Source organism: Rhizobium etli 8C-3, assembly GCF_001908375.1.
Taxonomy (GTDB): Bacteria; Pseudomonadota; Alphaproteobacteria; order Rhizobiales; family Rhizobiaceae; genus Rhizobium; species Rhizobium etli_B.
The window spans coordinates 2,660,072-2,686,074 of record NZ_CP017241.1; the positions used below are offsets into that span (position 1 = coordinate 2,660,072).

Here is a 26,003-nt window from a genome sequence, read left to right on the forward strand (position 1 = left end):
AAGTTGCCGTAAAACCTTGCGGATGTTACCGTTGCCGCGGTTCATCCGGAGCGATTGATGGCAAAGAACATCGTCATTCTGTTCGATGGCACATCGAACGAGATTTCGGCCGACCGGACCAATATTGTCAGACTGTTCGGCACCTTGAAACGCTCGGATGAGCAGATGGTCTACTACGATCCAGGTGTCGGCACGTTCGGCGCTGCCAATGCCTGGTCCAGGCTCTTTCGCAAATCCTATGAGGTTTTCGGGCTCGCGACGGGCTGGGGCCTCGATCAGAACGTCAAGGAAGCCTACCGCTTCCTGGTCGAAAACTACGATCGCGGGCCGCCCGACGCCGCCCGGCGGCATTCCGACCGGGACCGCATCTACATCTTCGGCTTCAGCCGTGGCGCCTATTCGGCGCGGGTGCTAGCGGGTTTCATCCATGCCTTCGGCCTTACAAGCCGGCATCATCTCAACCTGCTCGATTATGCCTACAGGACCTACAAGGGAATTTCCGCGCACGAAGAGAAAGCTGGCAGCGCTGCAAAGGATGGCGGCGAGGATGCGTCGCCTGCTTTCGCTGCCATGCGTCTCTACGAACGCATGCTGAGAAACGACCGCCCGCCGATCAAGCTTCTTGGTCTTTTCGATACGGTGGCCTCACTCATCGAAACGGGGAAATGGTTTCCGCAGTTCAAGACCCATCCTTTCACCCGCAAGAACCCGAGCGTCGAATGGGTGCGCCACGCAGTCGCCATCGATGAACGGCGTACCATGTTCCAGCCAGAGCTCTGGGAGCGCGACCAGGAGTATTGGGGCCGCCCGTTCCGGCCCAAGGGAAAGGTGGCGAAGCAGAATTTGCGGGAAGTCTGGTTTGCCGGCATCCACGGCGATATCGGCGGCGGCTATCCGGAAGCGCAAAGCGCGGCAGTCAAGATCCCACTGGCCTGGATGATCCAGGAAACGCAACCGGCCGGCCTCCTATACCGCACCCGCATCGTCAACGACATCGTGCTCGGAAAAGGCGGGAACAAGTATGTGCCGCTGGATGCCACTGCGCCCTTGCATGTCTCCTTGGCCGCCGGGTGGAAAATCCTCGAATACATTCCCCGGCGCGTGCCGGAAAATTCCTGGCGAAGGCACGGCAACCGGAATGCGATTTATTTCCCGTTGAGCGACCGGCGTCTCATTCCAGACGATGCGTTGATCCACATCTCGGTCAAGGAACGGATGAATGCCACCCCCTACAAGCCGCCGAATCTGCCTGCAAACCCTGACTTCGTTTCTTAGCGGCTTGAATCACTTTCTGCGATCATGCGTGCAAGTCCTTGATCCGGTTCACATCCTCACCTGCCCAATCAGCCGGGCGCGCCACATTACGAATTTTATGGAAATCGGCGGCAACGATCTGCTATAAGCGGGCGATTATGATTATTGCACGGTTCCGAAGTCCCCTTCGGGACCTGTTTTCTTTTGTGTCGCTGCCTGACTCTAGGACACGAAGATCAAAGGACAGGAAAATGGTTGATAAGGTTCCGATGACACAGGGTGGTTTCGTCAAGCTGCAGGAAGAGCTGCGCTGGCGTCAGCAGGAGGAGCGCCCGCGCATCATCGAAGCGATCGCCGAAGCCCGTGCCCATGGCGATCTTTCCGAAAACGCCGAATATCACGCAGCAAAGGAAGCGCAGAGCCACAACGAGGGCCGCATCAGCGAGCTCGAAGACCTGACGGCGCGCGCCGAAGTGATCGACCTTGCGAAGATGTCCGGCGACAAGATCAAGTTCGGCGCCAAGGTCAAACTCGTCGACGAGGACACCGAGGAAGAAAAGACCTACCAGATCGTCGGCGATCAGGAAGCCGACGTGAAAGCCGGCCGCATTTCCATCTCCTCCCCGATCGCGCGCGCGCTGATCGGCAAGGTAGTCGGCGATTCCATCGAGGTCATCGCACCGGGGGGCTCGAAAGCCTACGAAGTGCTTTCGATCTCCTGGGGTTGATTGCCGGTGGCCGGAACGGTCAAGCCGGGCGCGATCGATATTGCTGACGTCGACATCATCGCACCGAACTTCAAGCAGCGCCTGTCCGGCGTCACATCGACGATCGTTCAGCTGATTCCCCTCCAGGTCAGCCTCGGCATCAAGATTGCAGCGCTCGGCCCCGGCTTGCCGAAAGACCTACCGAAGCTGACGTGGAGACAGCTTCTTGGCGCATGGCGTCCGTCAACCGGACGCCGGCATCGCGTATGGCACGCGCGCCGCAACAACGAGATGGCCGCCGGTATCGTGCTGCGGTACCTTTTGCGCATGCCGCTGAAGCTGCTCTTTACGTCGGCCGCCCAGCGCCGCCATACCGCCTACACGCGCTGGCTTATCCGCCGGATGGATGCGGTCGTCGCGACCAATGCCCGGTCCGGCTCCTTTCTCCAGGTGCCGCATACTGTGATCCGCCACGGTGTCGATCTGGAACTTTTCCATCCACCCCAGACCGTCGAGGACACCATAGAGGCGACCGGCCTGCCCGGCAGGTATCTCGTCGGCTGCTTCGGCCGCATCAGGTATCAGAAGGGCACCGATCTTTTCATTCGGTCGATGATCGATCTGCTGCCGCAACATCCGGACTGGACGGCGGTGATCTCCGGCCGGGTAACGGCAGAGCATAAAGCTTTCGCCGACAAGCTGAAGGCTGATATCGCCGCCGCCGGCCTTGCCGATCGAATCGTGTTTCTGGGCGAAGTGCCAGACATCAGGGTCTGGTATCGGCGTTTAACCCTTTATGTTGCCCCGTCCCGAAATGAAGGTTTCGGGCTGACGCCTCTCGAAGCTATGGCCTCGAAGACTGCAGTTGTGGCGTCGGACGCCGGGGCCTATGGCGAAATGATCGAGGAGGGGACGAACGGAAGCGTCGTTCCGGCCGGCGATGGCGAAGCTCTCACGAAGGCAATCGCCCCCTATCTCAGCGACCCGCAAGGGACGCTCGCCCGTGGCGAGATTGCGCTCTCGCATGTACGGGCAAATTTTGCGCTCGAAGGCGAAGCGACGGCGTTGAAGCTCATCTATGAGGATCTTCTGCGGCAGTAGCAGCCACGTCGCCGGTTATCGCTCGGAGGCAGAAACTGGCGACGGCATCTTCCGACAAATGGCTCATAAACGCCGCCTTGCCGCCCGCCATCACCTTGGCCAGGGACATGCGAGGCGCATTTTCAGGCGCCTTCAGCGGCCCGATCGACAGGCCCAATCGCTCCGCATTCGTGAAATTGAAGATGATCTCGGCGTCGCACGTTAAGCCCAGTTTCTTTCGACGATCGAAGATAGCGCAAACCGCTATATCTAAATGTCTACCAGAGAGACATCCTTGACCTGGCGGATCGTCAACATCGTCCGCACGGTATCCACATTCTCCGTGGCCGTGAGCTCTTCGATCACGAAATCCTGAAAGCCCGCAAGGTTCTCGGCTACGCACTGCAAGAGAAAATCGGATTCGCCCGACACCATCCATGCCTCTCGCACGAGCGGCCAATTGGCCGTCTGCTTCGCAAATGCCTTCAGATTGGCATCCGACTGATGTTTCAGACCGACCATACAAAAGGCAACCAGATCATAACCGAGCGCAGGCGCATTCAAAAGCGCCCGATAGCCGCGGATGAAGCCGGATTCCTCCAGCTTGCGCACCCGCCTGAGACACGGCGGCGCCGATATCCCGACCCGCTCGGCAAGCTCGACATTCGTCATCCGGCCATCATTCTGGAGCTCGCGCAGAATCTTCATATCTATTGCATCAAGTTCGACGCGCATCACCATGGTAGCGGTTCCTGTCTCTCTTTCGATCGGCCATCCTTGGGCCGCTTCCTATCATTGCCCGCGACAACTTCATACGCCGCGCCTGCTTCCAAAGCATATTCAACTTGCCCCTGACGAGGGCATGCACGACCTATGATGAACCTGGGAGGGCGCAACCCCCCAGTATCTCGGCACCCCGCGTCAATCATTATATCGTCACTCGTCAAGCCCTTGCGAACCGCCCGCTTTCAACTCGTGTTGCCGTCGAGATCGAGCGATCTGAAACAGCAAGCCGCAAACGAGGCAGAAATAGCGCGAAAGTTGCCCTGGATGCACCTCGATCCTTGCCAAATCTCGTTGGCCGGAGGAAGGATAGGTCGGAGATCCATCATAGACAAAACGCCTTCGTCAGACACTGTTTTGATATCTTTTTGGTACGCGCTCGCGGATCCTTCGGCGGAAATGGTGATCGGCGCTTGCCCATTGCTGGCTCTCTGTTGTAGCGGTGTGGATGAAATGGTCGATACCAGCATCAGCCCGCCAAGACGAGGGCGTCGGGGTCGAACCAACAGAAACATCTGCGGTTAGCCCGTGACAATAACGCAAGCACCTGTGCGTATTCCATGCTGTCCCCTTGAAAGGTAGCTTGGTTCATCCCTAGACTATACAAACCTGTTTATTACGATATCCCGCACGGCTTCGACAGGATGCCTGCCATTGAAGGATCCGGACCATGACTGCCCGACATACTAAAGTACTCATCATCGGCTCCGGTCCCGCGGGCTATACGGCCGCAGTCTATGCGGCGCGCGCGATGCTGAAGCCCGTGCTGATCGCCGGGATGGAGCAAGGCGGACAGTTGATGATCACGACGGATGTCGAGAACTATCCGGGCTTTGCCGATCCGATCCAGGGCCCGTGGCTCATGGACCAGATGCTGCAGCAGGCCAAGCATGTCGGCGCCGAGATCGTCAGCGACATCGTTACCGAGGTCGAGATGAACCAGCGGCCCTTCGTGGCCCGAACCGACAGCGGCCAGGTCTGGACCGCCGATACACTGATCATCGCGACCGGCGCCAAGGCGAAATGGCTCGGCATCGAAAGCGAACAGCATTTCCAGGGCTTCGGCGTTTCGGCCTGCGCCACCTGCGATGGCTTCTTCTATCGCAACAAGCACGTCATCGTCGTTGGCGGCGGCAACAGCGCCGTCGAGGAAGCCCTTTATCTTTCCAACATTGCGAAGTCCGTGACGGTCGTGCATCGCCGCGATGCATTCCGCGCCGAAAAGATCCTGCAGCAGCGCCTCTTCTCCAAGGAGAACGTGACGGTTCTCTGGAACACCGAAATCGCCGAAATCACCGGTACGCCGGCAAAGCCGCCGATGCCGCCTTCGGTTACCGGCGCGCGACTGCGCGATACCCGCACCGGGTCCATCAGTGACGTTTCGGTCGACGGTGTCTTCGTGGCGATCGGCCATGCGCCGGCAACCGAACTTTTCAAGGGCAAGCTCAAGCTCAAGGACAACGGCTATCTCTGGACTGCTCCGGATTCGACCGCAACCAGCATAGAAGGCATCTATGCTGCGGGCGACGTGACGGACGACACCTTCCGGCAGGCGGTCACCGCCGCAGGCATGGGATGCATGGCCGCCCTCGAAGCCGAACGTTATCTCACGGGCCACATGCCCGTCGCCGTGGCCGCGGAGTAGGATCGGCTATGAGGGGTGGGGGAATGCCATTGGATTGGGACAAGCTGCGTATTTTTCACGCGGCTGCCGAGGCCGGATCGTTCACGCATGCGGCCGACAAGCTGCATCTCTCCCAATCCGCAATCAGCCGCCAGGTGAGCGCGCTGGAGCAGGACGTCGGCACCAAACTCTTCCACCGCCACGCCCGCGGCCTGATCCTGACGGAACAGGGCGAGCTGCTCTATCGCACCGCCCATGACGTGCTGCTCAAGCTCGAAACAGTGAAGATGCAGCTCACGGAAACGACGGAAACGCCCAGCGGCAAGCTGCGGGTGACCACCACCGTCGGCCTCGGCCAGGGCTGGCTGACGGACAAGATCCAGGAGTTCATGCAGCTCTATCCGGACGTCCAGATCCAGCTCATTCTCGACAACGAGGAACTGGACGTCAACATGCGTCATGCAGATTGCGCCATCCGCCTGCGCCAACCGCAGCAGTCGGATCTCATTCAGCGCAAGCTCTTCACCGTGCATATGCACGTCTATGCCGCCCCCTCCTATATCAACCGCTATGGCGAACCTCAGTCGGTCGAGGACCTGGACAATCACCGCATCATCACCTTCGGCGAGCCCGCCCCCAGCTACCTGCTGGACGTAAACTGGCTGGAGATTGCCGGCCGCTCTTCGGACAACAAGCGTATTCCGCATCTGCAAATCAACAGCCAGACTTCCATCAAGCGCGCCTGCCTGCTTGGCATCGGCGTCGCCTGCATGCCGGATTACATCGTCGGACGTGATCCGGGCCTCATCCAGCTCGCGATCAACGCCGACGTGCCCTCGTTCGACACCTATTTCTGCTATCCCGACGAAATCAAGAATGCCGCAAAGCTGAAGGCGTTCCGCGATTTTATCGTTAGCAAGGCGAGAAACTGGAACTTCTGATTCCCGTCTTTGTCCACCAAATCGCACACCATGCAACCAATGCATGACTGGCATGCACAAAAGAGGGTTGCCGTTTGCTCAATTAAACACCATATCGCACTCAGCTGATGCACACGGTGGCTTTTCCTCCCAGTTCCACCGCATTAGCTGTTCCCCTCTGGAGGTTTTTGACCTTCACACCTTAAAGGGCCCCGAATGTTCGGCGGCCCTCTTTTTTTGCCCGTAATCGCTGCATGGCAACATAATTTGTGCAGTGCATGGCAGGCATGCATAATAATGCATTGAAAGCTGCCCAAGAAAGCACCATATCGCCTGTAGCTGATGCACATCGGTGGTTTCTCTCCCAGTGCCACCGCATTAGCTGTTCCCCTCTGGAGGTTTTTGACCTTCACACCTTAAGGGCCCCGATCTTTCGGTGGCCCCTTTTTTTGCTTAAAATTTAAGCACCTCAAAACCGAACAAGCTCACGCCCTCGTGATTTGCATATCGAAAAGCAGCGATCCATATATCGGAATAATTCGATTTAAATTCGGCACGAGACGATGGATAGGGACGAAATCCTGAAGGCGCTTTCCAATCCAATGCGGATGGAAATCCTCAACTGGCTGAAAGACCCGAAGGAGCACTTCCCCTCCCAGGAGCACCCTTTGGAAATGGGTGTCTGCGCCAGCCAGTTCGAGCGCTCCGGCCTTTCGCAATCAACCGTATCTGCTCATCTTGCAACATTGAGCCGCGCCGGCCTCGTCACGACAAGGCGCGTCGGCCAATGGGTTTTCTACAAGCGCAACGAAGAAACGATCGCTGCCTTCCTGATGCAACTAGGCCAGGATCTTTGAGAGCCTGATCCGTCTCGACGCCACCGCACCTGCCTATCTCTCCGCCGGGCCGAGTTGCCTCGCCCGTGACGGAGTGATCCTCCCGACAGAACAGGAAAGGACTTCCATGAACAAGCTTTTCGAACCCGCGCAGATTGGCGACATTGCCGTCAGGAACCGCATCGTCATGGCACCGCTTACCCGCAACCGCTCGCCCGGCGCCATCCCGAACGATCTGAACGTCGAATATTATCGCCAGCGCGCCACAGCCGGTCTCATCATCACCGAGGCAACGGCCATCACACACCAGGGCCAAGGTTACGCAGACGTTCCCGGCCTCTACAAGAAGGAAGCTCTCGACGGCTGGAAGCGCGTCACGGACGCCGTGCATGCAGGCGGCGGCAAGATCGTCGTACAGATGTGGCATGTTGGCCGCATCTCGCACACCACGCTGCAGCCGAATGGCGGCAGTCCTGTCTCCTCGACCAATAAAGTCGCCAGGGCGAAGACCTATCTGGTCAATGCCGATGGCACCGGCAGCTTCGCGGAGACCTCAAAGCCGCGTGCACTCGAGACATCTGAAATTCCCGGCATCATCGACGATTATCGCAAGGCAGCGCGCGCTGCGATCGACGCGGGTTTCGACGGCGTCGAAATCCATGGCGCGAACGGCTACCTGCTGGACCAGTTCCTCCGCGATGGCATCAACGACCGGACCGACCACTATGGCGGCTCGATCGAAAACCGGGCCCGCTTCACTTTCGAGGTAGTCGATGCCGTGACCAGGGAAATAGGTGCCGGCCGCACGGCGATCCGCATTTCGCCGGTCACACCCTCGGGCGAAAGCTACGATTCCGACCCGCGGAAGCTTTTTACCCATGTCGTCGAGGGCCTCGCCAGGCATGACCTCGCCTATATCCACGTTATCGAGGGCGAGACGGGTGGCGAGCGCGGCTACACGCAAGGAACAAATCCACCCTTCGACTACAAGGATCTGCGCCAGGCTTATGAAAGGGCCGGCGGCCATGCGAGCTGGATGGTCAACAACGGCTACGATCATCAGATGGCAATGGATGCCGTCGAAAGCGGCCGCGCCGACCTGGTCGCCTTCGGCAAGCCTTTCATCGCCAACCCGGACCTGGTCGAACGCCTGCAGAAGAACCTGTCGCTCAACACGCCGGACAACGCCACCTTCTATGGCGGCGGGGCAAAGGGTTATATCGATTATCCACGGCTCGAAAAGGTCGCCTGATTTTCAGACGCATCGGACGAAATCCCGCCTTGCGCGGGATTTCCTTTTCGGCTGCTGCCGTTAGAATGCCGCCATGTTCGAAACCCATCTCGACCGCTGGTCGCTGGCGCCGGACGGCGAACCGATCATCACCCATTCCAGTCACCTTCTGCCCGTTCTTTGGAACGGCAAGCCGGCAATGCTCAAGAAGTCTCGTGACGAGGCCGAAAGGGCCGGCGGTGCGTTGATGCACTGGTGGGGCGGCAACGGTGCCGCCAAGGTTTATGCACATGATGACGAGGCTGTTCTGCTCGAACGGGCAACGGGCAGTCGCTCGCTGCTGAAGATGGCGATGGACGGCGAAGACGATGAGGCAAGCAGGATCATCTGCCGCACCGTCCAGAGACTGCACGCGCCGCGCCAAAAGCCCCTGCCCGGCCTCATTCCGCTCCGCCGCTGGTTCCGGGAGCTGGCGCCAGCAGCGAGAACTTATGGCGGCATTCTTCGCGAATGCAGTGCTGTCGCTGAAGCACTGCTTTCCCATCAGCACGATCCGGTCGTGCTGCACGGTGACATTCACCACGGCAACATTCTCGATTTCGAAGAAGACGGGTGGCTTGCGATCGACCCGAAGGGCCTGATCGGCGAACGTGGCTTCGACTATGCCAACACTTTCGCCAATGAAGACCTTCCGGCCATCAGCGTGCCTGGGCGCCTGCAGCGCCAGCTCCGGATCGTTTGCATCGAAACGGGGATGGAGCCCAAACGCCTGCTGCGATGGATTGCCGCCTACTCGGGCCTGTCGGCGGCTTGGTTCCTCGGCGACAACATGAATTCGTCTGCTGAGAGCCCGCTTGCCGTCGCGCGCATCGCTCTGGCGGAGTTGCGAAAAGCCTAGCGGCTTTCGTCAATCAAGGTTGGAGGATTTTTCCTTCATGCGGCAGATCGTGCGGCGCGCAAGAGCCTTCGCCTGAATGCCGCCGAAATGCGGCTTCTTCAAATCGATCGTTGAACGGGCGCTCGGCTCAGGCACGCGGAGAGACATCGGCCGAACCGCCACCCTTCCATTTGGTATCGACGACTTCCGTCTCCGGCCGGTCGCCGCCTTCGGCATATTCTTCATGCCATTTGCCTTTCTCGTCCTGCCAGCTGATCTCGGCGGAATCGCCGCCGACCTGCTGTTCGGCCGCGACGATGCGGGCTGCCTCCAGCGCTTCGGCATGAGACGGGAATGCTTCGGAATAGACCTCTCCGAGCCTGTAGGCCCAGCCGCCGTCATGGGGAACGACCTCGTAAACCACCTTGATCATGCACCTCTCCTCTTTTCTCGTTACGCGATCTGTCGGCAATCAGCCGAAAAGTCGCCGGACTGCATCCGGTTCTATCGCGCGCGGCAAGGCGAGAATGACGAGGCACGCCGCGATTGCTTCCGGCTGACCAATATCGGCAGTATTCCATTAAATGGACAAGACTGCAAATTCGCCCCGCAGTCGCACTGCCTGATAGGGAAGATCATCGCCTGTCGACAAACGAATCACAACTCAAGTCCGGCGGACGGCCTGCCAGCCTGGTCGATCGTTACAAGCTGCAGCCCGTCGAGCTGGCATTGGCGCCCAGCGCGGTTGCGGGGATCGCCGCTGGCTTCGGATCATCGAAGTCGTGTGCGATGAACATCTGCGTCCTCGTTTGTCCTTGCTCTCTTGAAGGCGTGGCCGCTCATGGTTCACCCCGGCGCGGGCTTTTGCGGGAACAATATCGAAGACAAGATGGCATCCCCTCCTCGGCCTCGCGGGGCAAGGTCAGTCTTCCCAATCTTGGGATCACGGGTCGACACTGTCTTCATGCGTCAAATGCCGCCACAGGCAGCCACCGTCAACGACCCGATGAAAGGCAAAGACCCGCCATCGCTGACGGGCCCTTCTTCAGATCTGCCAACTGGTTTACTTGCAGGCAGCGCAGAAGCGCTGGATGCGCTTGCAGGCTTCCTCGAGCAGAGCTTCCGAGGTCGCATAGGAAATGCGGAAGTTTGGGCCGAGGCCGAAGGCCGAGCCGTGCACGACGGCGACGCCTTCGCTTTCGAGCAGCTCAGAAACGAAATCTTCGTCGGTCTCGATAGCCTTTCCCGAAGGCGCGGTCTTGCCGATCAGGCCGGCGCAAGACGGGTAGACGTAGAAGGCGCCCTCCGGCGACGGGCAGGTGATGCCTTTAGCCTGGTTCAGCATTGAAACCACCAGATCGCGGCGACCCTCGAAGATCTTCTTGTTCACCGGGATGAAATCCTGCGTGCCGTTCAGCGCCTCGACGGCGGCCCACTGGGCAATCGACGTCGCACCGGAGGTCTGCTGCCCCTGGACCATGTCCATCGCCTTGATGAGCTGCAGCGGCCCGGCCGCGTAACCGATACGCCAGCCGGTCATGGCATAGGCCTTGGAGACGCCGTTCATCGTCAGCGTGCGGTCGTAGAGTTTCGGTTCGACTTCGACCGGCGTGGCGAACTTGAAGTCGCCATAGGTCAGGTGCTCGTACATGTCGTCGGTCAGCACCCAGACATGTGGATGCTTGAGCAGCACTTCGGTCAAGGCCTTGAGTTCGCCATGCGTATAGGCAGCACCTGACGGGTTCGACGGGGAGTTGAATACGAACCACTTGGTCTTCGGCGTGATCGCCCTGTCGAGATCAGCTGCCTGGAGCTTGAAGTTGTTTTCCTGCGTGGTCGCGACGATGACAGGTGTGCCGCCGCAAAGCGCCACCATCTCCGGATAAGACACCCAGTAGGGAGCCGGAATGACGACTTCATCGCCCGGGTTCAGCGTCGCCATGAAGGCGTTGAACAGGATCTGCTTGCCGCCGGTGCCGACGATCGTCTGCTCCCAGGAATATTCCAGGCCGTTCTCGCGCTTGAACTTAGCGGCGATTGCCTTGCGCAGCTCCGGGATGCCGGAAACCGGCGTGTACTTCGTCTCGCCGCGGTTGATCGCGTCGATGGCGGCCTTCTTGATATTGTCCGGCGTATCGAAGTCCGGCTCGCCGGCGCCGAGGCCGATCACATCGCGCCCCTTTGCTTTCAGCTCTCGCGCTTTCTGGGAGACGGCGATGGTGGCCGAAGGCTTCACACGGGAAAGAGCATCAGCAAGAAAGGCCATGATATCGGTCCTATACGATTGAAACGGGCAGAAGGCCGGGACCGGAGTTCTGCGATTAGCTCTATGTCCAATGTGCGGCGGCATTTCAAGCGCAAAGGCGTGATGGAGCCAATGATTCTTAATGATCAATTGTCGGGCGGGGCGACCGAAGCATTTATCGCTTTGCGAAGATCACACTCTGGAGAGATGCGAATTTCTTCGCTGGAATCAAAAAGTTCGATGGATTTGGCATTTGCCATGATTATGCCGCAACAAATGACACGGCATGCCGCAATTCGGTCGCGAGCCTGCCGGGATCTGGGCCTCATCTTTAGCGCTCCCGCAATTGCTTGTTGAGGTATGCCAATGTTTCTGGAGGACGAACGAGCCGCAGCGCGGCTTCGTGCCCGCCGGGTTTCGCTTTCTTTCTTGATTGCAGCAAGCGTCGTCGCCGCTTCAACGATGATGGCATGCGGGGTCATTTCGACAGCTCGCGCCGAAGGGACGCCGCAATTGCAAAGGACCGAGCAAACAACTGGCTCGGTCACCGCACCGGTGCCGGCAGCAGCCGAAGCGACCACCCTGCCGGCGGCTTCGGCGAAGCCGCCGCGGATGACGACACACGCCGACGGGCAGATCATGCGCGGGCTGAGCATGCTGCTTTTCGCCCTGACCGCAGCGGGCGCGCTTGCCGTATGGCGCCGCCGTATCAAGCGACTGATGACCACGAGGACCCGGTAATGGTGTCAAATCCCCGCAACGGAAGCCGGCATCAGGATGCATACGGATTCGAACCGCTTCCTTCTTACATCGAGCTGGCCATGGCGACAGCTGCTGCCGCAGCCCATGACGGGCCGCAGCAGCGTGAGAAAGGTTTCCTTTTCTCGCGCTTTTCGACGGTTGAGCGGATGATTATGCTCGCCATCGCCGGGCTTGCACTTTACGGCGTCGCGCTGCTGAGCGATGGCTTCTACATCAAGGGAAAGGCTGCCGTCGCGCAGGTCCTGGTGCAGCGCGCCTTGGCGGGATCCGCGCTGGTCGAAACGACGCCGACCATTTCCATTCAACCTCAAAACACAAAGCCGTTATCCGCGACGCAATAAGGTTGAAGCGCGCTTGCCTCCGCTCCACGTTGAATGCGGATGAAAGCGATGGGGAAACGCCACATGACTATCGCCAGAACATTCGCAGCTTCGCTGCTTTTTGGCGCGCCCCTCTTCGCGCCCGGTTTCGCCGCGGCGGCAGAAAAAAGGGTCGAGACCGAGAAAGTCGCAGTGATCGTCGAAACCCTGGCCGAAGGGCTCGAACACCCGTGGGCTGTGGAAGCGCTGCCTGACGGCGCCTATCTGGTGACCGAACGGCCAGGGCGGATGCGGATCGTCAAGGACAGCAAGCTCTCAGATCCGATCGGAGGCGTGCCCGACGTGCGCGCCCGTGGCCAGGGCGGTTTGATGGATGTGGCCGTTGCGCCGGATTTTGCAACGAGCCGCACGATCTATTTCACGGCTTCGACCGCCAATCGAAAAGGCTCGGGAACCAAAGCCTTCAGCGCCAGGCTCGCCGCCGACGGCAGCAGACTCGAGAACGTGAAGACGATCTTCACGATGAAAAAGTTCACCGGGGGCAATATTCAATACGGTTCGCGCATCGCCATCGCGAGCGACGGTACTCTCTTTATCAGCATCGGCGATCGCGGCGATCCCGATCGCTCGCAGGACTGGAAGGATGATGCCGGCTCGATCGTGCATATCAATGCCGATGGCAGCATCCCTGCGGACAATCCGTTCAAGGACAGCGCAAAGGCGCTGCCGGAAATCTGGTCGAAGGGCCATCGCAACCCGCAGGGCATCACCTTCGACATCGCCGACGGTAAACTCTACACCGTCGAGCACGGCGCGCGAGGCGGCGACGAAATCAACGTCATTGAACCCGGGAAGAATTACGGCTGGCCGATCATCAGCTATGGACGCAATTACTCCGGCTCAAAGATCGGCGAAGGAACGGCCAAGAAAGGACTGGAACAGCCGCTGCATTATTGGGACCCGTCGATCGCGCCAGGCGCGCTCGCCATCTATCGCGGCAACATGTTTCCGGAATGGGACGGAAACTTCCTTGTCGCAGCGCTCAAATTCGAACTGCTCTCCCGCATGCAGCGCAATAAAAACGGTACCCTGGTTGCAGCTGAGCAGATTTTCGAGGGTGATTACGGTCGCCTGCGGGATGTTGTCGTCGCACCGGACGGTGCGCTCTTGATCGTCACCGACGAGGACGATGGCGCGCTGCTGCGTGTCTCGCGCTCCGACCGCCAGAACGGCTAGGCTCTTCACAGACCGAGCCGAAGCAGGATTTCCCGCAGCAAATCCTCACGACCGTCGTCAGGCGCGCCGCCTTCGAGCAGCGCATCATCAATGCGCGAGAGCCGGCAAACCGCTGATCCCGTAAGCGGGCACGCGCGCCGGCAGGGTCCGCTGCCCATCCTTCAGGCCGGCTTTTTTTGCAAGAGAAGCTCCGGTATAACCGGCGGTCATTCTCCTGACGCCATGCACGCAATCGCGGTACTCCGAACGAGCCCTCCTTCGCCCTTGCCGGAATGAAATGCAACTGGTAGGCGTCCACGATACATCCTGCCCCACATCGAGGACTGATATGACGCGCGTCCAGGCGAACCTTCTTCTATTGATTGCCGCCGCCATCTGGGGCGGCGGCTTTGTCGCGCAGTCTACGGCCATGAAGGCAATCGGTCCGTTCTGGTTCATAGGGTTGCGATTTACGGTCGCGACCGTCGCCGTCCTGCCTTTCCTGTTCCTTGAAATGCGTAAGGCCAGTGTCAAGACCACGCGCCGGCATCTGAGCTGTTATGGCTTGATCGGCCTTGCCCTTTTCGGCGGCGCTTCGACGCAACAAATAGGGCTTCAGACGACGACCGTGACGAACTCCAGCTTCATCACCGGGCTCTATGTCGTCTTCGTGCCGCTGATCGCAGTCACCTTCCTGCGCCGACCGCCGCACTTAATCGTCTGGCCGGCTTCCATCATGGCCGTCGCCGGTATCTACATGCTGTCCGGCGGGCAACTTTCCGCGCTGAGCACGGGCGACGGCCTGACAGTCGTTTGTGCCGCGTTCTGGGCGATACAGATCACGCTCGCCGGCACGACGGTCGCCGAGACAGGAAGGCCGCTTATGCTGTCGGCAGGCCAATTTGCCGTGACGGCGGTCGCCGCGCTCATCATAGCGGCATTTCTCGAGCCCATCAGCATGGAGGCGATCTTAGGCGCGGCACCGGAGATCCTCTATGTCGGCGTCTTCTCTTCGGGCGTGGCTTTCGTGCTGCAGGTGATCGGCCAGCGCTACACCACCCCGTCGCAAGCCGCCATCTTCCTCTCTTGCGAGGCGCTCTTCGGATCGGCGCTCGGCGCCCTGCTGCTTGGCGAGACGATGCCGCCGCTCGGCTATGCGGGCTGTGCGCTGATGTTTATCGCTATGCTTGTGGTCGAATTGGTACCGGAGCTCGGAAAAAGACGCAGCCAGCCCGCCTGAGCTATGGCCTTTTTTGAATTTAGACGGCAATTGCGGAAAAAATTTTAGCGTAGCGGCCAGGACGCGCTGTCGTTGCATTTTTGGGAAAAACTGCCCTCAACTTATACTGCAGGCAATACGAAACCTTAATCATTGGTGGACTGCGAGCGAAATTTTGCGTTTTGGCGCAAATAGGATAGCCGGCCTGAATGTGCTTTCGATAACACGTTAAAAAACTTTTGCTTGCCAATTCCCCTTAATCGCAGCAATCTCACGGCGTTCGGGCATTTTGCGAGCATGGGAAGTCCTTAAAGTATGTGCGCGCCGGAAACGCTAATATTCCGGTCAGCCGGTCTCGCCAAGACGGGGAATAATCCCGTCATGAGACAGGCCGAGGTAGAGGGGACCTTTTTCTCGAATTTCAAGAATTGCCTGCCAACGCCCCGCAAGGGACATAGTTGATGCTGCCCGTGTGGATGGCGGGCAGAGAGAAAAGGACCTGACGCATGGCCGAGACTGGCACTGTAAAATTCTTCAATACCGACAAAGGCTTCGGCTTCATCAAGCCAGATAAGGGTGGCGCCGACATCTTTGTTCACATTTCTGCCGTTCAGGCTTCCGGCCTTGCCGGCCTGACGGAAAATCAGAAGGTCAGCTTCGACACCGAGCCGGATCGCCGCGGCAAAGGCCCCAAGGCCGTCAATCTGCAGATTGCGGGCTGAGGCCTCGACAAGGCCGTCGAATTCGAGTGCAGGCCCGGCAGCTATGCCGGGTTTTGTCATTCAGCGCCCGTTCAGATAGCCGCCACTATCTTGTCATCATCACGGTGCAGGAACCGCTCACGGGGTTCCAACAACAGGATTTGATCATGAACAGGCTCGCCAAGACATTTCTTCTGACCGCTACTGCCGCAGCCCTCACCCTTTCTGTAATCGGCGATGCATCCGCCCGTGACCGCTGGCATCATCATGACAATGGCGACGCAGCTCTTGTCGGCGGCGCCGTCGGTCTCGCAACCGGCCTGATCGTCGGCTCTGCCATTGCCAATCAGCCGCGCTATTATGAAGAGCCGCGCTATATCGATCCGCCCTATGAACCGGAATACGAAGCCGTGCCGGTTTACCGCGCACCGCCGCGTTACTACGCCCCTGTCCGCGCTGATGTCGAACCCTGGACGCCGCAGTGGGAGCGTTACTGCTCTTACCGCTACCGCAGCTTCGACCCGAGAAGCGGCACTTTCGTCGGCAACGACGGTCGTGAGCACTTCTGCACCGCAGGCTGATCCGCGAACGATTTATAAAGCAAGGCGCCGCTTGCCGGGCGGCGCTTTTGTTTTGGCGTCTGGCACGCTCAGATACCCCTGAGGAACGGATTGCCACGTCGTTCGTCGCCGATGCGGCTGCCAGGGCCATGCCCGCAAATGAAGCCGACATCATCTCCCAGAGGCAGTACCTTGTCACGGATCGATTCCAGCAGTTTCTGGTGATTGCCACCCGGCAGATCGGTTCGGCCGATCGAGCCGTTGAAGAGCACGTCGCCGAGATGGGCGAAGTTCTGGGCGCGATTGAAATAGATGACATGTCCGGGCGCGTGACCGGGTGTGTGATAGACTTCAAACACGTGGCTACCGAAGGAAATTCTGTCGCCATCCTTCAGCCAGCGGTCCGGCACCACGTTTTGAAGACCGGTAATGCCGTATTGCTGCGCCTGTATCTCGATCCGCTCCAGCAATGGCCGATCGTCTTCGTGCGGACCGACGATTTCAACGCCGAGCGCTTCCTTCAGTTCTTTCGCGCCGCCTGCGTGGTCGAGATGTCCGTGCGTCAGCCAGATCTGCTTGATGGTCAAGCTGTTGTCAGCAAGCGTTTTGAGAATGACCGGCACATCGCCGCCCGGATCGACGACTACGCCCTCCTTGGTGTCCGGATCGAAGAGAACCGTGCAGTTCTGCTGGAACGGTGTCACCGGAATGATTCCGGCCTGGAGCATGCTCATGATATGCCTCGCTTGTCTCTGCCTGCTTCCGATAAGCCGGAAAGGTCATCAACGCCAGCCGCTTTTTGGCAGGAATCACCTTTGCCTCACGCCTCAAGACGCATCGTAACAACTGTTCATCGCGTCTGGAATGGCAGCATGCTCTTCCCAGTTATCCTGGTATTTCAAGTGGTTGCGATTTTCCGATGAATCCAGATTTCAGCCCGTGCGGCCAACTGGCGGAACCAGATGGTGAACGGAGCGTTTTCTTCTCCAGCTAAAGCAAGGAGACAAAGAATGACCTTCACGAGAAATCTTTTCCTGGCAGGTGCCGTGCTCGCCGCGAGCGCTGGCCTTGCCCATGCGGAAATGAGCGCGACGGCCATCAACGACCTCAATGTGCGTTCCGGGCCAGGCCCGCAATATCCCTCGGTCGGCGTCGCAACGCGCGGCTCTGCGGCCATCTTGGATGGCTGTATCCAGGGGAGCCGCTGGTGCCGCGTCGATGTCAACGGTATGCGCGGCTGGGTCTATGCCAAATACCTGCAGGTCGAGCGCCAAGGCAGCCGGGTGATCGTCGAAGAGAACGAGGCCGTTCTTGGCGTCCCCTCTGTGACGTATGAGTCGACCGCAGCCGTCGTGCCCGCTGATCCGCAGCCCGCGCCGGGCGATGAACTGCTTGGCCCCGTCGGTTCCGTGGAAGCGATAACGCCACCGGAGACCGTCCGCACCTATATCGAAACCACGCCGACGCAGACGGTTCGGCTGGGTGGTGATGTCGTCGTGGGTGCCGAGGTTCCCGATACCGTGACCTTCCAGGAGATTCCCGACTACGAATACCGCTATGTGCGCATCAACGACCGTCCGGTGCTCGTCGATCCCGGCACCCGCCGCATCGTCTATGTCTATCAGTAAGCTTGCAGTTTGAGGCGGTCTTTTGACCGCCTCATCGCGTCAGAGCTGCCCGCAACTTCATGCCGAACTCAATCTCGCATGAATTGCGCGTTTGCCCTTTCCTCCTCGACCGATAAAATCGCGACACGTCGCAACCTTGGCGGTGGTATCTTTCGTCGGCCACGCGGCATTGACCGGGCTGATTGCCGGCAGCATCGGCGGCTCGAAGCGTGTCGGCCTCGGATGATGAGGGCGGACGCGGTAACAAAGGTGCAGTGCGCGGCAGGCGCGGCCGGACTTCAGTCCGATCGCACGTTACTCGTCCGCAACAGACGCGGCCGGATAAACTTCCTTCATGTAGTCGTTCATCAGCGTCTCTGAGATCGTCGCAGGCGTGAATTTATAAGGTCCGATCTCGGAGACCGGCGTCACTTCCGCAGCAGAGCCCGTCAGGAAGCATTCGCTGAAGCTCGAAAGCTCTTCTGGCTGGATTGTCCGCTCGACGACCGTATAGCCGCGGCGCTTGGCAAGTTCGATCACCGTCTGGCGCGTGATGCCGTTAAGGAAGCAGTCGGGAACCGGCGTATGGATGACGCCCTCCTTGACGAAGAAGATGTTGGCGCCCGTCGCTTCGGCGACCTGGCCGCGATAATCGAGCATCATCGCATCCGCATAGCCCTTGGCCTCGGCGGCATGCTTGGAGATGGTGCAGATCATGTAGAGGCCGGCGGCCTTCGAGGAAGACGGCGCCGTCTTCGGGTCGGGGCGGCGATAGTCGGCGATATCGAGGCGGATGCCCTTGAGTTTTTCGGCAGGATTGAAGTAGCTACCCCACTGCCAGATGGCGATCGCGACATTGATCCGGTTCGCTTGCGCCGAAATCCCCATCATTTCGCTGCCGCGCCAGGCGATCGGGCGCACATAGGCCTCGGAAAAGCCTTGGCGCTTCAACAGTTCGATAGTTGCCGCATCGAGTTCGTCGACCGAGTAGGGAACCTTGAATCCAAGGATATCAGCGGACTTGTGAAGACGCTGATTATGCTCCGTCAGCTTGAAGACGCGGCCGCCATAGGCGCGCTCGCCTTCGAACACCGCGCTGGCATAATGCAGACCATGCGTCAGCACGTGAACCTTCGCGTCCTTCCACGGCACGAATTCGCCGTTGAACCAGATTTCGCCATTCAACTGGTCGAAGGGAACTGAAGCCATTCTCGTAATCCTCCGGCGCCCGCACGCCATGCCTGTTGATTGTTGCCCATATTACGATTTATCCACTACGCAGTGGGGAAAAATGCGTTGTATGGGGAGGAAAGACGGGCTGGTTTCGAACGAACGTCCCGCCTCCGCAAAGTCCGGGGACGCTAACAGCGGCGTAAAATTGTGTCAACAAAGCTGACATATCTTTGCTAAAGTTCCCCGGGGCCTGTAGAACGAGAAAGGAAATGACGTGGCGACACGACAGACCAGCTCGAAAGTAACCAAAGCCGAACCGTTGGCCGCACCGATGGAAAACACCGGCATCATCGATTTCGAGATCATCGAGCTCTTCTTCTTCGCTTATCGCGATTTCGTATCTGATCCGGATGCGATCCTCGAAAAAAGCGGGTTCGGCCGGGCTCATCATCGGGTAGTGCATTTCGTTAACCGTGAACCGGGCATGACCGTTGCCGATCTTTTGGATACACTGAAAATTACCAAGCAGAGCCTTGCTCGAGTACTCAAACAACTGATCGATTCGGGGTATATTCGTCAGGTTGCCGGGCCTGAAGACCGGCGCCAGCGTAAGCTTTATCCGACTAAGACCGGGCGCGAGCTCGCGCTCGCTCTGGCGGAGCCGCAATCGCGCCGCATTGAGAGAGCATTCGACGGTGCCGCTCCGGACGTGCGCGAAAGCGTGAAGGCATTTCTGAGGGGTATGAGGGACAGACAAACAACGAAAGCGGGTTGAATGGCGGGGAAAACAATCATTTCTGATGACGCGGCGCATCTGCTGGTGGTCGATGACGACACCAGAATACGCGCTCTTTTGAACCGTTACCTGACAGAGAACGGCTTCCGGGTGACTGTGGCTGCAGATGGTGCCGAGGCGCAACGCAAGCTTGCCGGGCTCGACTTCGATCTCATCATCATGGATGTGATGATGCCGGGCGAATCCGGCATCGACGTGACGCGCGGCCTGCGCGCCATCAAGAACGTACCGATCATCATGCTTACTGCGCTCGCGGAATCCGGCAATCGCATTGCGGGCCTTGAAGCGGGCGCCGACGATTATCTCTCGAAGCCTTTCGATCCGCGCGAACTGGTACTGCGCGTCAATAATATCCTGCGCCGCAACGCCTCGGACGCGCCCAAGATCGAGCAGATCATGTTCGGCCCATACACTTTCTCGCTCACCCGAAAGGAATTGAAGAAGGCAACGGAAGTGATCCGCCTCACGGACCGTGAGCAGGAAATCATGCTGCTCTTTGCCAAGCGCGCCGGCGACACGATTCCGCGGCACGAGCTCATCGGCAGCGACGTGGATGTCGGCGAGCGCACGATCGATGTGCAGATCAATCGCCTCCGCCGCAAGATCGAGGACGATCCAGCAAATCCTGTCTGGCTCCAGACGGTTCGTGGTATAGGATATAGGCTGAGCATCGATTGATGGCCTCAACGTCAGGATCGCGACAGTCATGGTAACTTTCGAATCCCTGCGCCGCGAAGAACGATCGCCAGCCTCCGGATGGAAAGGGTTCGGCCGCTGGCTGCGCCGCCGCCTGCCGACCGGTCTCTATGTCCGTTCGCTGCTGATCATCATCATTCCCATGGTGCTCCTGCAGTCAGTCGTCGCCGCGGTCTTCATGGAGCGTCACTGGCAGATGGTGACGCAACGCCTGTCGATGGCCGTCACCCGAGATATTGCGGCGATCATCCAGATCATCGAAACCTATCCGCAGGATACCGATTACAGCGAGGCCACTCGCATCGCTCGCGAGCAGTTGAACCTGCAGATTTCGATCGAGCCCGACGGAGATCTGCCGCCACCGCGCGAAAAGCCGTTCTTCTCCATCCTCGACGGCATCCTGAGTGATGAGATCCGCGACCAGATCAAACGCCCCTTCTGGATCGACACGGTTGGAGACTCGAGCCTCGTCGAAATCCGCATAAAGCTGGACGACAAGATCCTGCGCGTTTTGACCAAGCGCAACCAGACCTACGCGTCGAACACGCACATCTTCATCGTTTGGATGGTCGGAGCTTCTCTCGTGCTCATCGGAGTATCGATTCTTTTTCTGCGCGGCCAGATTCGGCCGATCCTGACGCTCGCGCAAGCCGCCGAAAGCTTCGGCAAGGGACACAAACACGATGATTTCTATCCGCGCGGAGCCGATGAGGTCAGGCGCGCGGGGCTTGCCTTCATCCTGATGCGCGAACGCATCGAACGGCAGATCGAACAGCGAACCGCGATGCTGACAGGCGTCAGTCACGACCTACGCACGGTGCTCACGCGCTTCAAGCTACAGCTTGCCCTTGCCGGCAACAGCCCGGAACTCCAAGGACTGAATGACGATGTCAACGACATGCAGTCGATGCTCGAAGCCTACATGGCCTTTGCGCGCAGCGAGATCGAGGAAGACGTCGGAGAATTAAAGCTCACAGAACTGCTCGGAAAGATCGCAACGGACTTCGCCCTGCACGAAAAGCAACTCACCTATTCGATCGAAGGCGAAGACAAGATCTCGGTTCGGCCGAACGCATTTACGCGCCTGGTGACCAACCTCGCGTCCAATGCCCGTCGCTATGCCAATTCGCTGAACATAGAAGCGAAGCACGGCGCAAAATGGCTGACTCTGAATTTTGACGACGATGGCCCTGGCATTCCCGAAAAGAACCGCGAGGATGTCTTCAAGCCCTTCTTCCGTCTGGATGAGGCACGCAATCTGGACGATTCCGGCACCGGGCTCGGCCTTGCGATCGCGCGCGACATTGCCCGTAGCCATGGTGGCAATGTCACTCTCGGCGACAGCCCGCTCGGCGGCCTGCGCGCCACCATCCGCATCCCAGCGTGAGTTCCAGATGGCAATCGACCTGAACGGGATGACCTGGCTCAATCCTCCGCCCTTGGCAGAGCTTCACGAGGGTGCATTGCATGTTCGGTCCGGCCACAAGACAGACTTCTGGCAAGGTACCTATTACGGGTTCCACCGTGATGACGGCCATTTTCTGTATCTCCGGCGCAAGGGCGACTTCACGGCACAGGTGACATTTTCCGGACGCTATCAAATGCTGTACGACCAGGCCGGCATGATGGTCCGCGCAGATTCAGCACACTGGATGAAATGCGGAATCGAATATACCGACGGCGCAAAGCATTTCAGCACCGTCGTGACCAATGGCAATTCCGACTGGTCGGCCTTTCGCGTCGAGCACGATTTCGAGCTGCTGTCCCTGCGCGTTACCCGCAACAAGGATGCACTTTTCATTCAGTACCGGAGCGATCGGATCAGCGAATGGCGAATGGCGCGCCTCGCCTGGTTCGACCCGTCGATTGAGGAGGTTATGGTCGGCCCGGCATTCTGTTCGCCGCAGCGCTCCGGTTTTGAAGCCATCTTTCATGATTTCGAACTGACTGATCCTGCCTCGCGCGACATTCACTGATCATCAGCACGGCGTATGGAACAGTTACGTCTCAAACTCGGACTACATCAGCTTCCTGCCGTTTGGCACCGGCTTGTCGGTTGCAGCAAGAACGATCGCACCGGATTCGTCTTCGAAGCCGAGCGTCAGCACTTCCGAGCGGAACGGTCCGATCTGGCGGGGCGGGAAGTTCACCACTCCGAGTACCTGGCGGCCGACGAGGTTTTCCAGCGTGTAGTGAGCGGTGATCTGCGCCGAGGATTTCTTGACGCCGATTTCCGGCCCGAAATCGATCAGCAACTTGACCGCCGGCTTGCGGGCTTCCGGAAAGGGCTCGGCCTCAATGATCGTGCCGGCACGAATGTCCACACGCTCGAAATCGGCGTAGGTGATTTCTTCAGTCATCGCGCATCCTCAACCGGCAAGCTCTCCGGCACGCGCGCGTGCAGCCGCAAGAGCCTCGTCGAACAGCGGCTGCATGCCTTTTTCTGCCATAAGCACCGAAAGCGCCGCGGCCGTCGTGCCGCCTGGCGAAGTTACGTTCTGGCGAAGCTTCGAGGCGTCGTCGGGGGACTGGTGTAGGAGTTCACCAGCCCCCGCGACAGTCTCCCGTGCAAGGCGCATGGCAAGGTCCGCCGGCAGGCCAAGTTTACGGCCCGCTTCTGCCATACACTCGACGAGATAGAACACATAGGCCGGGCCGCTGCCGGACAATGCCGTTACGGCATCGATGTCCGATTCGGCCGAAACCCACTCGACAGGACCCGAGACGCTAAGAAGCGCATGAACGCGATCACGCTGCCCGGCACTGACGCGCGGATTGGCGAAGGCGCCGGTGACACCGCGGCCGATCATGGCGGGCGTATTGGGCATGGCGCGGACCATGGCGGCTTTGCCGAGATGCTTTTCGAGGAACGCCAGCGTCTTTCCGGCAGCCACCGACACGACCACCGTCTTCGGCCCGACGGCGCTCTTCACCGGCGGCAGGACTGTTTCCATCACCTGCGGCTTAACCGCGAGGAAAATGACATCCGCTTTCATGCCGGCGGGAACGGTTGGAGCATGGGTCGCGCCCGCATCGCCGATGACCTTCATCATCGCCGGCGACGGACCCGGATCGACCACGACAACGCAGGATCCCGGAATTCCGCTCTTCAGCCAGCCGGAAAGCATCGCACCGCCCATATTGCCGGCGCCGACGAGAACGACTGTTTCGGAAGACGATGGTGACATCTTACGCTTCGCCGACCGTTTCGAAGAGGACTGCTTCCATAGCTTTGGCGGCATCCAGGCCGGACCATATGACGAACTGGAACGCCTGATAGTAAGCTTCGCAGGTATCGAGAGCGCTGGAAAGCAAAACTTCCACCTGACGGTTCGTTGGCTCGGCACCGCCCGCCAGAAGCAGCGACTGCCGGAAGATGATCACGTCTTCCTGCCGCCACAGATCGAAGTGACCCATCAGAACCTGCCCGTTGATCGCCGCCAGAAGCTTGGTGACCTCGTTGACGCGAGCTTCTGGAACCTTGATGTCGAACGCGCAGCCGAGATGCAGCGCCTCGAATTCCTCCATCCAGGAGAAGGAAACGTGGTAATCGGCCCACTTCCCCTCGACCGTCATTGCGATCTCGTCCTCGCCCGACCGCTCAAACGACCAGTCGTTATTGGCGGCGACGTACTCGATCATGTCGACCGGGTTCGACTGACGCTCGAATTCCAATTCCATAAGGCTCATGCAGCACCTTCTTGACCGGAATGAATGCGACTGAACTTGAGTTTACGAACACAAGAACAGACACACGCAAAACCGGAACCACCACTTGATGTTCGTTGAACCGCTGCCAGACCTAACGCAGTGAACCTGCCCGGAGCTTACCAATGTCCGCTTCGAATCATCATTTAAAATCAGTGTATAACGCCCCCGGTGACAAGCCAGCCCCTCTCCGGTCATTTCCGGAAAGGCACTGTGGACAGCCGTTCGGAATTTGATTTCAGAAGGAGGTTGTAAGCGACTCTGCGTATTGGCTTTTTTGGCAGTGTCCACAGGTGGAAAACGACACCTGATTTTTTTGTCGATGAAGAGGCGTGCCGCTCAAGCGCCACACCGTGCCCTGTGCCTGAATGAGATTTACTTCGTTTTTGCAGCAAGTTTTGCTTCGAGCGCGGCGACTCGGGCAAGCAGCGCCTCGTTCTCGTCGCGCGCCTTGATCGCCATTTCGCGGACAGCCTCGAATTCCTCGCGCTTGACCACATCCATTGTATTCAGCCAGCGCTCGGCCTGGGCGTTGAAGGCGGTCTCGATTTCCTTGCGCACACCCTGGGCAGCGCCCGCTGCATCCGTCATCAGCTTGGCGAATTCGTCCATGATGCGGTTTGTTCCACTCGTCATGGCGGTTGTTCTCCTTCCCACCACATGATTTTGATCGGCGAAAAGCCCTGAGGAATGAGGTAGGGCTTTGATGTGTGGGATGCAAGCGCTTTGCTCTGGATAATCGGCTGCGGGCATTTGGTCTGCCTCACAATCGACTTGACCGCTTCGTATCGCAACGCCATGTTCCGCGCACAACAACGGGTGGAAAAGCCTTGCCGACTGCAGCCAATCTTCTTTCGATCATGCCCTTTCCGGATATCGATCCGATCGCCATTTCGATCGGTCCTCTGGCTGTTCACTGGTACGGGCTTGCCTATGTGGCAGGCATCCTGCTCGGATGGCTCTATGCCCGGCAGATCGCCGGCAATCACGCGCTTTGGCCGGGCAATGCCTCGCCGATCACCAAGGCGCAGATCGACGACTTCATCGTCTGGGCAGCCATCGGCATCGTTCTGGGCGGCCGCATCGGCTACATCCTTTTCTACGATCTGCCGGCCGTGATAGAGGACCCGCTCCGTGCCATCGAGATCTGGAATGGCGGCATGTCCTTCCACGGCGGAACCATCGGCACGACGATCGCCATGATCCTCTTTGCGCGCAAGAACAGCATTCCGATCTGGAGCCTTTTCGACATCGTCGCCACAGTGGTGCCGATCGGCCTCTTCTTCGGCCGCATTGCAAACTTCGTCAACGGCGAGCTGTGGGGGCGGCTTACGGATGTGCCCTGGGCAGTCGTATTCCCGACGGGCGGGCCGTTTGCGCGGCATCCGAGCCAGCTCTATGAAGCAGGCCTTGAAGGCATCGTGCTGCTGCTTTTTCTTGCCCTCGTCGTCTACGCTTTCCGCGCGCTGAAATCACCAGGGCTCGTTACCGGTCTCTTCGTCTGCGGCTATGCGCTGTCACGCATATTCGTCGAATTCTTCCGCGAGCCGGATCAGCAGCTTGGTTACCTACTCGGCACGAACTGGCTGACCATGGGCATGGTCCTTTCTTTCCCGATGATCTTGCTCGGCATCTGGGCGATGGCGCGTGCCCGCCGCCAGGCCGCTTTGCAGCATTGAGCCCGTCAGG

General features: G+C 59.1%; 30 protein-coding genes. 20 read left to right on the forward strand and 10 right to left on the reverse strand.

All coding sequences use genetic code 11. The features are described from left to right. Positions 1 to 57: 57 nt before the first annotated feature. The 3 genes from AM571_RS13385 to AM571_RS13395 all read left to right on the forward strand — a co-directional run bounded on the left by AM571_RS13385 (position 58) and on the right by AM571_RS13395 (position 3,062). On the forward strand, positions 58 to 1,275 hold the full coding sequence (locus AM571_RS13385) for a T6SS phospholipase effector Tle1-like catalytic domain-containing protein (protein ID WP_074061820.1): 1,218 nt from the start codon (positions 58 to 60) through the stop codon (positions 1,273 to 1,275). Between the two features lie 230 nt (positions 1,276 to 1,505). Next, complete coding sequence (gene greA, locus AM571_RS13390; protein WP_022714254.1) at positions 1,506 to 1,982, forward strand: transcription elongation factor GreA; 477 nt, start codon at positions 1,506 to 1,508, stop codon at positions 1,980 to 1,982. 39 nt (positions 1,983 to 2,021) lie between these two features. After that, on the forward strand, positions 2,022 to 3,062 hold the full coding sequence (locus tag AM571_RS13395; protein ID WP_074063239.1) for a glycosyltransferase family 4 protein: 1,041 nt from the start codon (positions 2,022 to 2,024) through the stop codon (positions 3,060 to 3,062). 249 nt (positions 3,063 to 3,311) lie between these two features. On the opposite strand, the gene AM571_RS13405 is transcribed toward AM571_RS13395, so the two are convergent. Next, complete coding sequence (locus AM571_RS13405) at positions 3,312 to 3,782, reverse strand: Lrp/AsnC family transcriptional regulator (protein WP_022714252.1); 471 nt, start codon at positions 3,780 to 3,782, stop codon at positions 3,312 to 3,314. 712 nt (positions 3,783 to 4,494) lie between these two features. On the opposite strand from AM571_RS13405, the gene trxB reads away from it, so the two are divergent. From trxB to AM571_RS13430, 5 genes are all read left to right on the forward strand, one after another. After that, on the forward strand, positions 4,495 to 5,469 hold the full coding sequence (trxB, locus tag AM571_RS13410) for a thioredoxin-disulfide reductase (protein ID WP_074061822.1): 975 nt from the start codon (positions 4,495 to 4,497) through the stop codon (positions 5,467 to 5,469). Positions 5,470 to 5,492: 23 nt separating this feature from the next. Further along, positions 5,493 to 6,389 (forward strand): LysR family transcriptional regulator VtlR, encoded by an 897-nt coding sequence (locus tag AM571_RS13415; RefSeq protein ID WP_039845452.1) that lies wholly within the window; start codon positions 5,493 to 5,495, stop codon positions 6,387 to 6,389. A 542-nt stretch (positions 6,390 to 6,931) separates the two neighbouring features. Next, positions 6,932 to 7,225 carry an ArsR/SmtB family transcription factor gene (locus AM571_RS13420; protein WP_074061823.1) on the forward strand — a complete coding sequence of 98 codons (294 nt, stop codon included), beginning with the start codon at positions 6,932 to 6,934 and terminating at the stop codon, positions 7,223 to 7,225. Positions 7,226 to 7,331: 106 nt separating this feature from the next. Further along, on the forward strand, positions 7,332 to 8,456 hold the full coding sequence (locus tag AM571_RS13425) for an alkene reductase (RefSeq protein ID WP_074061824.1): 1,125 nt from the start codon (positions 7,332 to 7,334) through the stop codon (positions 8,454 to 8,456). Between the two features lie 73 nt (positions 8,457 to 8,529). Then, a complete protein-coding gene (locus tag AM571_RS13430) occupies positions 8,530 to 9,333 on the forward strand; it encodes an aminoglycoside phosphotransferase family protein (protein ID WP_074061825.1) in 804 nt (267 codons plus the stop codon). 9 nt (positions 9,334 to 9,342) lie between these two features. Here AM571_RS13430 and AM571_RS36275 read toward each other — a convergent pair whose 3' ends face one another. From AM571_RS36275 to AM571_RS13440, 3 genes are all read right to left on the reverse strand, one after another. Further along, a complete protein-coding gene (locus AM571_RS36275; RefSeq protein WP_155774450.1) occupies positions 9,343 to 9,480 on the reverse strand; it encodes a hypothetical protein in 138 nt (45 codons plus the stop codon). Then, a complete protein-coding gene (locus AM571_RS13435) occupies positions 9,461 to 9,745 on the reverse strand; it encodes a DUF2188 domain-containing protein (RefSeq protein WP_022714246.1) in 285 nt (94 codons plus the stop codon). The genes AM571_RS36275 and AM571_RS13435 overlap by 20 nt, the downstream gene beginning before the upstream one ends. A 630-nt stretch (positions 9,746 to 10,375) precedes the next feature. Further along, positions 10,376 to 11,578, reverse strand: a complete 1,203-nt coding sequence (locus AM571_RS13440; RefSeq protein WP_074061826.1) for a pyridoxal phosphate-dependent aminotransferase — start codon at positions 11,576 to 11,578, stop codon at positions 10,376 to 10,378. 345 nt (positions 11,579 to 11,923) lie between these two features. Here AM571_RS13440 and AM571_RS13445 point away from each other — a divergent pair, with 345 nt between their 5' ends. From AM571_RS13445 to AM571_RS13470, 6 genes are all read left to right on the forward strand, one after another. Further along, positions 11,924 to 12,298, forward strand: a complete 375-nt coding sequence (locus AM571_RS13445; protein ID WP_074061827.1) for a hypothetical protein — start codon at positions 11,924 to 11,926, stop codon at positions 12,296 to 12,298. 80 nt (positions 12,299 to 12,378) lie between these two features. Continuing rightward, positions 12,379 to 12,660 carry a hypothetical protein gene (locus AM571_RS13450; protein ID WP_155774451.1) on the forward strand — a complete coding sequence of 94 codons (282 nt, stop codon included), beginning with the start codon at positions 12,379 to 12,381 and terminating at the stop codon, positions 12,658 to 12,660. Positions 12,661 to 12,699: 39 nt separating this feature from the next. Next, positions 12,700 to 13,875, forward strand: coding sequence for a PQQ-dependent sugar dehydrogenase (locus tag AM571_RS13455; RefSeq protein WP_081377080.1), 1,176 nt, complete (start codon positions 12,700 to 12,702; stop codon positions 13,873 to 13,875). 328 nt (positions 13,876 to 14,203) lie between these two features. Beyond that, the gene (locus AM571_RS13460) at positions 14,204 to 15,094 is read left to right on the forward strand and encodes a DMT family transporter (RefSeq protein WP_074061830.1); all 891 of its coding nucleotides are present in this window, start codon (positions 14,204 to 14,206) and stop codon (positions 15,092 to 15,094) included. Positions 15,095 to 15,579: 485 nt separating this feature from the next. Next, positions 15,580 to 15,795 (forward strand): cold-shock protein, encoded by a 216-nt coding sequence (locus tag AM571_RS13465; RefSeq protein WP_007534130.1) that lies wholly within the window; start codon positions 15,580 to 15,582, stop codon positions 15,793 to 15,795. Between the two features lie 146 nt (positions 15,796 to 15,941). Further along, the gene (locus tag AM571_RS13470) at positions 15,942 to 16,355 is read left to right on the forward strand and encodes a BA14K family protein (RefSeq protein ID WP_074063240.1); all 414 of its coding nucleotides are present in this window, start codon (positions 15,942 to 15,944) and stop codon (positions 16,353 to 16,355) included. 68 nt (positions 16,356 to 16,423) lie between these two features. On the opposite strand, the gene AM571_RS13475 is transcribed toward AM571_RS13470, so the two are convergent. Continuing rightward, complete coding sequence (locus AM571_RS13475; RefSeq protein ID WP_074061831.1) at positions 16,424 to 17,068, reverse strand: MBL fold metallo-hydrolase; 645 nt, start codon at positions 17,066 to 17,068, stop codon at positions 16,424 to 16,426. 276 nt (positions 17,069 to 17,344) lie between these two features. Between AM571_RS13475 and AM571_RS13480 the strand changes: the two genes are divergently transcribed. Beyond that, a complete protein-coding gene (locus tag AM571_RS13480; protein WP_074061832.1) occupies positions 17,345 to 17,962 on the forward strand; it encodes a DUF1236 domain-containing protein in 618 nt (205 codons plus the stop codon). Positions 17,963 to 18,256: 294 nt separating this feature from the next. On the opposite strand, the gene AM571_RS13485 is transcribed toward AM571_RS13480, so the two are convergent. Then, positions 18,257 to 19,150 (reverse strand): branched-chain amino acid aminotransferase, encoded by an 894-nt coding sequence (locus tag AM571_RS13485; RefSeq protein ID WP_074061833.1) that lies wholly within the window; start codon positions 19,148 to 19,150, stop codon positions 18,257 to 18,259. Positions 19,151 to 19,445: 295 nt separating this feature from the next. On the opposite strand from AM571_RS13485, the gene AM571_RS13490 reads away from it, so the two are divergent. The 4 genes from AM571_RS13490 to AM571_RS13505 are packed head-to-tail and all read left to right on the forward strand — an operon-like array spanning position 19,446 to position 22,582. Then, positions 19,446 to 19,889 carry a MarR family winged helix-turn-helix transcriptional regulator gene (locus AM571_RS13490; RefSeq protein ID WP_074061834.1) on the forward strand — a complete coding sequence of 148 codons (444 nt, stop codon included), beginning with the start codon at positions 19,446 to 19,448 and terminating at the stop codon, positions 19,887 to 19,889. Then, the gene (locus tag AM571_RS13495; protein WP_074061835.1) at positions 19,890 to 20,588 is read left to right on the forward strand and encodes a response regulator; all 699 of its coding nucleotides are present in this window, start codon (positions 19,890 to 19,892) and stop codon (positions 20,586 to 20,588) included. Between the two features lie 28 nt (positions 20,589 to 20,616). Continuing rightward, the gene (locus AM571_RS13500) at positions 20,617 to 21,993 is read left to right on the forward strand and encodes an ATP-binding protein (RefSeq protein ID WP_074061836.1); all 1,377 of its coding nucleotides are present in this window, start codon (positions 20,617 to 20,619) and stop codon (positions 21,991 to 21,993) included. Positions 21,994 to 22,000: 7 nt separating this feature from the next. Further along, entirely contained in the window at positions 22,001 to 22,582 is a 582-nt protein-coding gene (locus tag AM571_RS13505) for a DUF1349 domain-containing protein (RefSeq protein WP_074061837.1), read from the forward strand. Between the two features lie 42 nt (positions 22,583 to 22,624). On the opposite strand, the gene AM571_RS13510 is transcribed toward AM571_RS13505, so the two are convergent. The 4 genes from AM571_RS13510 to AM571_RS13525 all read right to left on the reverse strand — a co-directional run bounded on the left by AM571_RS13510 (position 22,625) and on the right by AM571_RS13525 (position 24,950). Next, positions 22,625 to 22,966 carry a tRNA-binding protein gene (locus AM571_RS13510; RefSeq protein ID WP_074061838.1) on the reverse strand — a complete coding sequence of 114 codons (342 nt, stop codon included), beginning with the start codon at positions 22,964 to 22,966 and terminating at the stop codon, positions 22,625 to 22,627. Between the two features lie 9 nt (positions 22,967 to 22,975). Further along, positions 22,976 to 23,794 (reverse strand): pyrroline-5-carboxylate reductase, encoded by an 819-nt coding sequence (gene proC / locus AM571_RS13515; RefSeq protein ID WP_074061839.1) that lies wholly within the window; start codon positions 23,792 to 23,794, stop codon positions 22,976 to 22,978. A gap of 1 nt (position 23,795) precedes the next feature. After that, the gene (locus AM571_RS13520; RefSeq protein ID WP_022714229.1) at positions 23,796 to 24,296 is read right to left on the reverse strand and encodes a YbjN domain-containing protein; all 501 of its coding nucleotides are present in this window, start codon (positions 24,294 to 24,296) and stop codon (positions 23,796 to 23,798) included. A 393-nt stretch (positions 24,297 to 24,689) separates the two neighbouring features. After that, a complete protein-coding gene (locus AM571_RS13525; RefSeq protein ID WP_022714228.1) occupies positions 24,690 to 24,950 on the reverse strand; it encodes an accessory factor UbiK family protein in 261 nt (86 codons plus the stop codon). 194 nt (positions 24,951 to 25,144) lie between these two features. Between AM571_RS13525 and lgt the strand changes: the two genes are divergently transcribed. Next, positions 25,145 to 25,993 carry a prolipoprotein diacylglyceryl transferase gene (lgt, locus tag AM571_RS13530; protein WP_074061840.1) on the forward strand — a complete coding sequence of 283 codons (849 nt, stop codon included), beginning with the start codon at positions 25,145 to 25,147 and terminating at the stop codon, positions 25,991 to 25,993. Positions 25,994 to 26,003: the final 10 nt, after the last annotated feature.

Bases quoted from the DNA above. Each gene is read 5' to 3' on its own strand.
- AM571_RS13475 (WP_074061831.1), bottom strand. From the start codon at position 17,068: ATGAGCATGCTCCAGGCCGGAATCATTCCGGTGACACCGTTCCAGCAG.
- AM571_RS13420 (WP_074061823.1), top strand. From the start codon at position 6,932: ATGGATAGGGACGAAATCCTGAAGGCGCTTTCCAATCCAATGCGGATG.
- AM571_RS13435 (WP_022714246.1), bottom strand. From the start codon at position 9,745: ATGATCAAGGTGGTTTACGAGGTCGTTCCCCATGACGGCGGCTGGGCC.
- AM571_RS13520 (WP_022714229.1), bottom strand. From the start codon at position 24,296: ATGAGCCTTATGGAATTGGAATTCGAGCGTCAGTCGAACCCGGTCGAC.
- AM571_RS13450 (WP_155774451.1), top strand. From the start codon at position 12,379: ATGGCGACAGCTGCTGCCGCAGCCCATGACGGGCCGCAGCAGCGTGAG.
- AM571_RS13470 (WP_074063240.1), top strand. From the start codon at position 15,942: ATGAACAGGCTCGCCAAGACATTTCTTCTGACCGCTACTGCCGCAGCC.
- AM571_RS13405 (WP_022714252.1), bottom strand. From the start codon at position 3,782: ATGGTGATGCGCGTCGAACTTGATGCAATAGATATGAAGATTCTGCGC.
- AM571_RS13445 (WP_074061827.1), top strand. From the start codon at position 11,924: ATGTTTCTGGAGGACGAACGAGCCGCAGCGCGGCTTCGTGCCCGCCGG.
- AM571_RS13510 (WP_074061838.1), bottom strand. From the start codon at position 22,966: ATGACTGAAGAAATCACCTACGCCGATTTCGAGCGTGTGGACATTCGT.
- AM571_RS13500 (WP_074061836.1), top strand. From the start codon at position 20,617: ATGGTAACTTTCGAATCCCTGCGCCGCGAAGAACGATCGCCAGCCTCC.
- AM571_RS13505 (WP_074061837.1), top strand. From the start codon at position 22,001: ATGGCAATCGACCTGAACGGGATGACCTGGCTCAATCCTCCGCCCTTG.
- AM571_RS13480 (WP_074061832.1), top strand. From the start codon at position 17,345: ATGACCTTCACGAGAAATCTTTTCCTGGCAGGTGCCGTGCTCGCCGCG.
- AM571_RS13425 (WP_074061824.1), top strand. From the start codon at position 7,332: ATGAACAAGCTTTTCGAACCCGCGCAGATTGGCGACATTGCCGTCAGG.
- AM571_RS13525 (WP_022714228.1), bottom strand. From the start codon at position 24,950: ATGACGAGTGGAACAAACCGCATCATGGACGAATTCGCCAAGCTGATG.
- AM571_RS13485 (WP_074061833.1), bottom strand. From the start codon at position 19,150: ATGGCTTCAGTTCCCTTCGACCAGTTGAATGGCGAAATCTGGTTCAAC.
- AM571_RS13495 (WP_074061835.1), top strand. From the start codon at position 19,890: ATGGCGGGGAAAACAATCATTTCTGATGACGCGGCGCATCTGCTGGTG.
- AM571_RS13415 (WP_039845452.1), top strand. From the start codon at position 5,493: ATGCCATTGGATTGGGACAAGCTGCGTATTTTTCACGCGGCTGCCGAG.
- AM571_RS13465 (WP_007534130.1), top strand. From the start codon at position 15,580: ATGGCCGAGACTGGCACTGTAAAATTCTTCAATACCGACAAAGGCTTC.
- AM571_RS13455 (WP_081377080.1), top strand. From the start codon at position 12,700: ATGAAAGCGATGGGGAAACGCCACATGACTATCGCCAGAACATTCGCA.
- AM571_RS13490 (WP_074061834.1), top strand. From the start codon at position 19,446: ATGGAAAACACCGGCATCATCGATTTCGAGATCATCGAGCTCTTCTTC.
- AM571_RS13460 (WP_074061830.1), top strand. From the start codon at position 14,204: ATGACGCGCGTCCAGGCGAACCTTCTTCTATTGATTGCCGCCGCCATC.
- AM571_RS13440 (WP_074061826.1), bottom strand. From the start codon at position 11,578: ATGGCCTTTCTTGCTGATGCTCTTTCCCGTGTGAAGCCTTCGGCCACC.
- AM571_RS13385 (WP_074061820.1), top strand. From the start codon at position 58: ATGGCAAAGAACATCGTCATTCTGTTCGATGGCACATCGAACGAGATT.
- trxB (WP_074061822.1), top strand. From the start codon at position 4,495: ATGACTGCCCGACATACTAAAGTACTCATCATCGGCTCCGGTCCCGCG.
- proC (WP_074061839.1), bottom strand. From the start codon at position 23,794: ATGTCACCATCGTCTTCCGAAACAGTCGTTCTCGTCGGCGCCGGCAAT.
- AM571_RS36275 (WP_155774450.1), bottom strand. From the start codon at position 9,480: ATGTCTCTCCGCGTGCCTGAGCCGAGCGCCCGTTCAACGATCGATTTG.
- greA (WP_022714254.1), top strand. From the start codon at position 1,506: ATGGTTGATAAGGTTCCGATGACACAGGGTGGTTTCGTCAAGCTGCAG.
- AM571_RS13430 (WP_074061825.1), top strand. From the start codon at position 8,530: ATGTTCGAAACCCATCTCGACCGCTGGTCGCTGGCGCCGGACGGCGAA.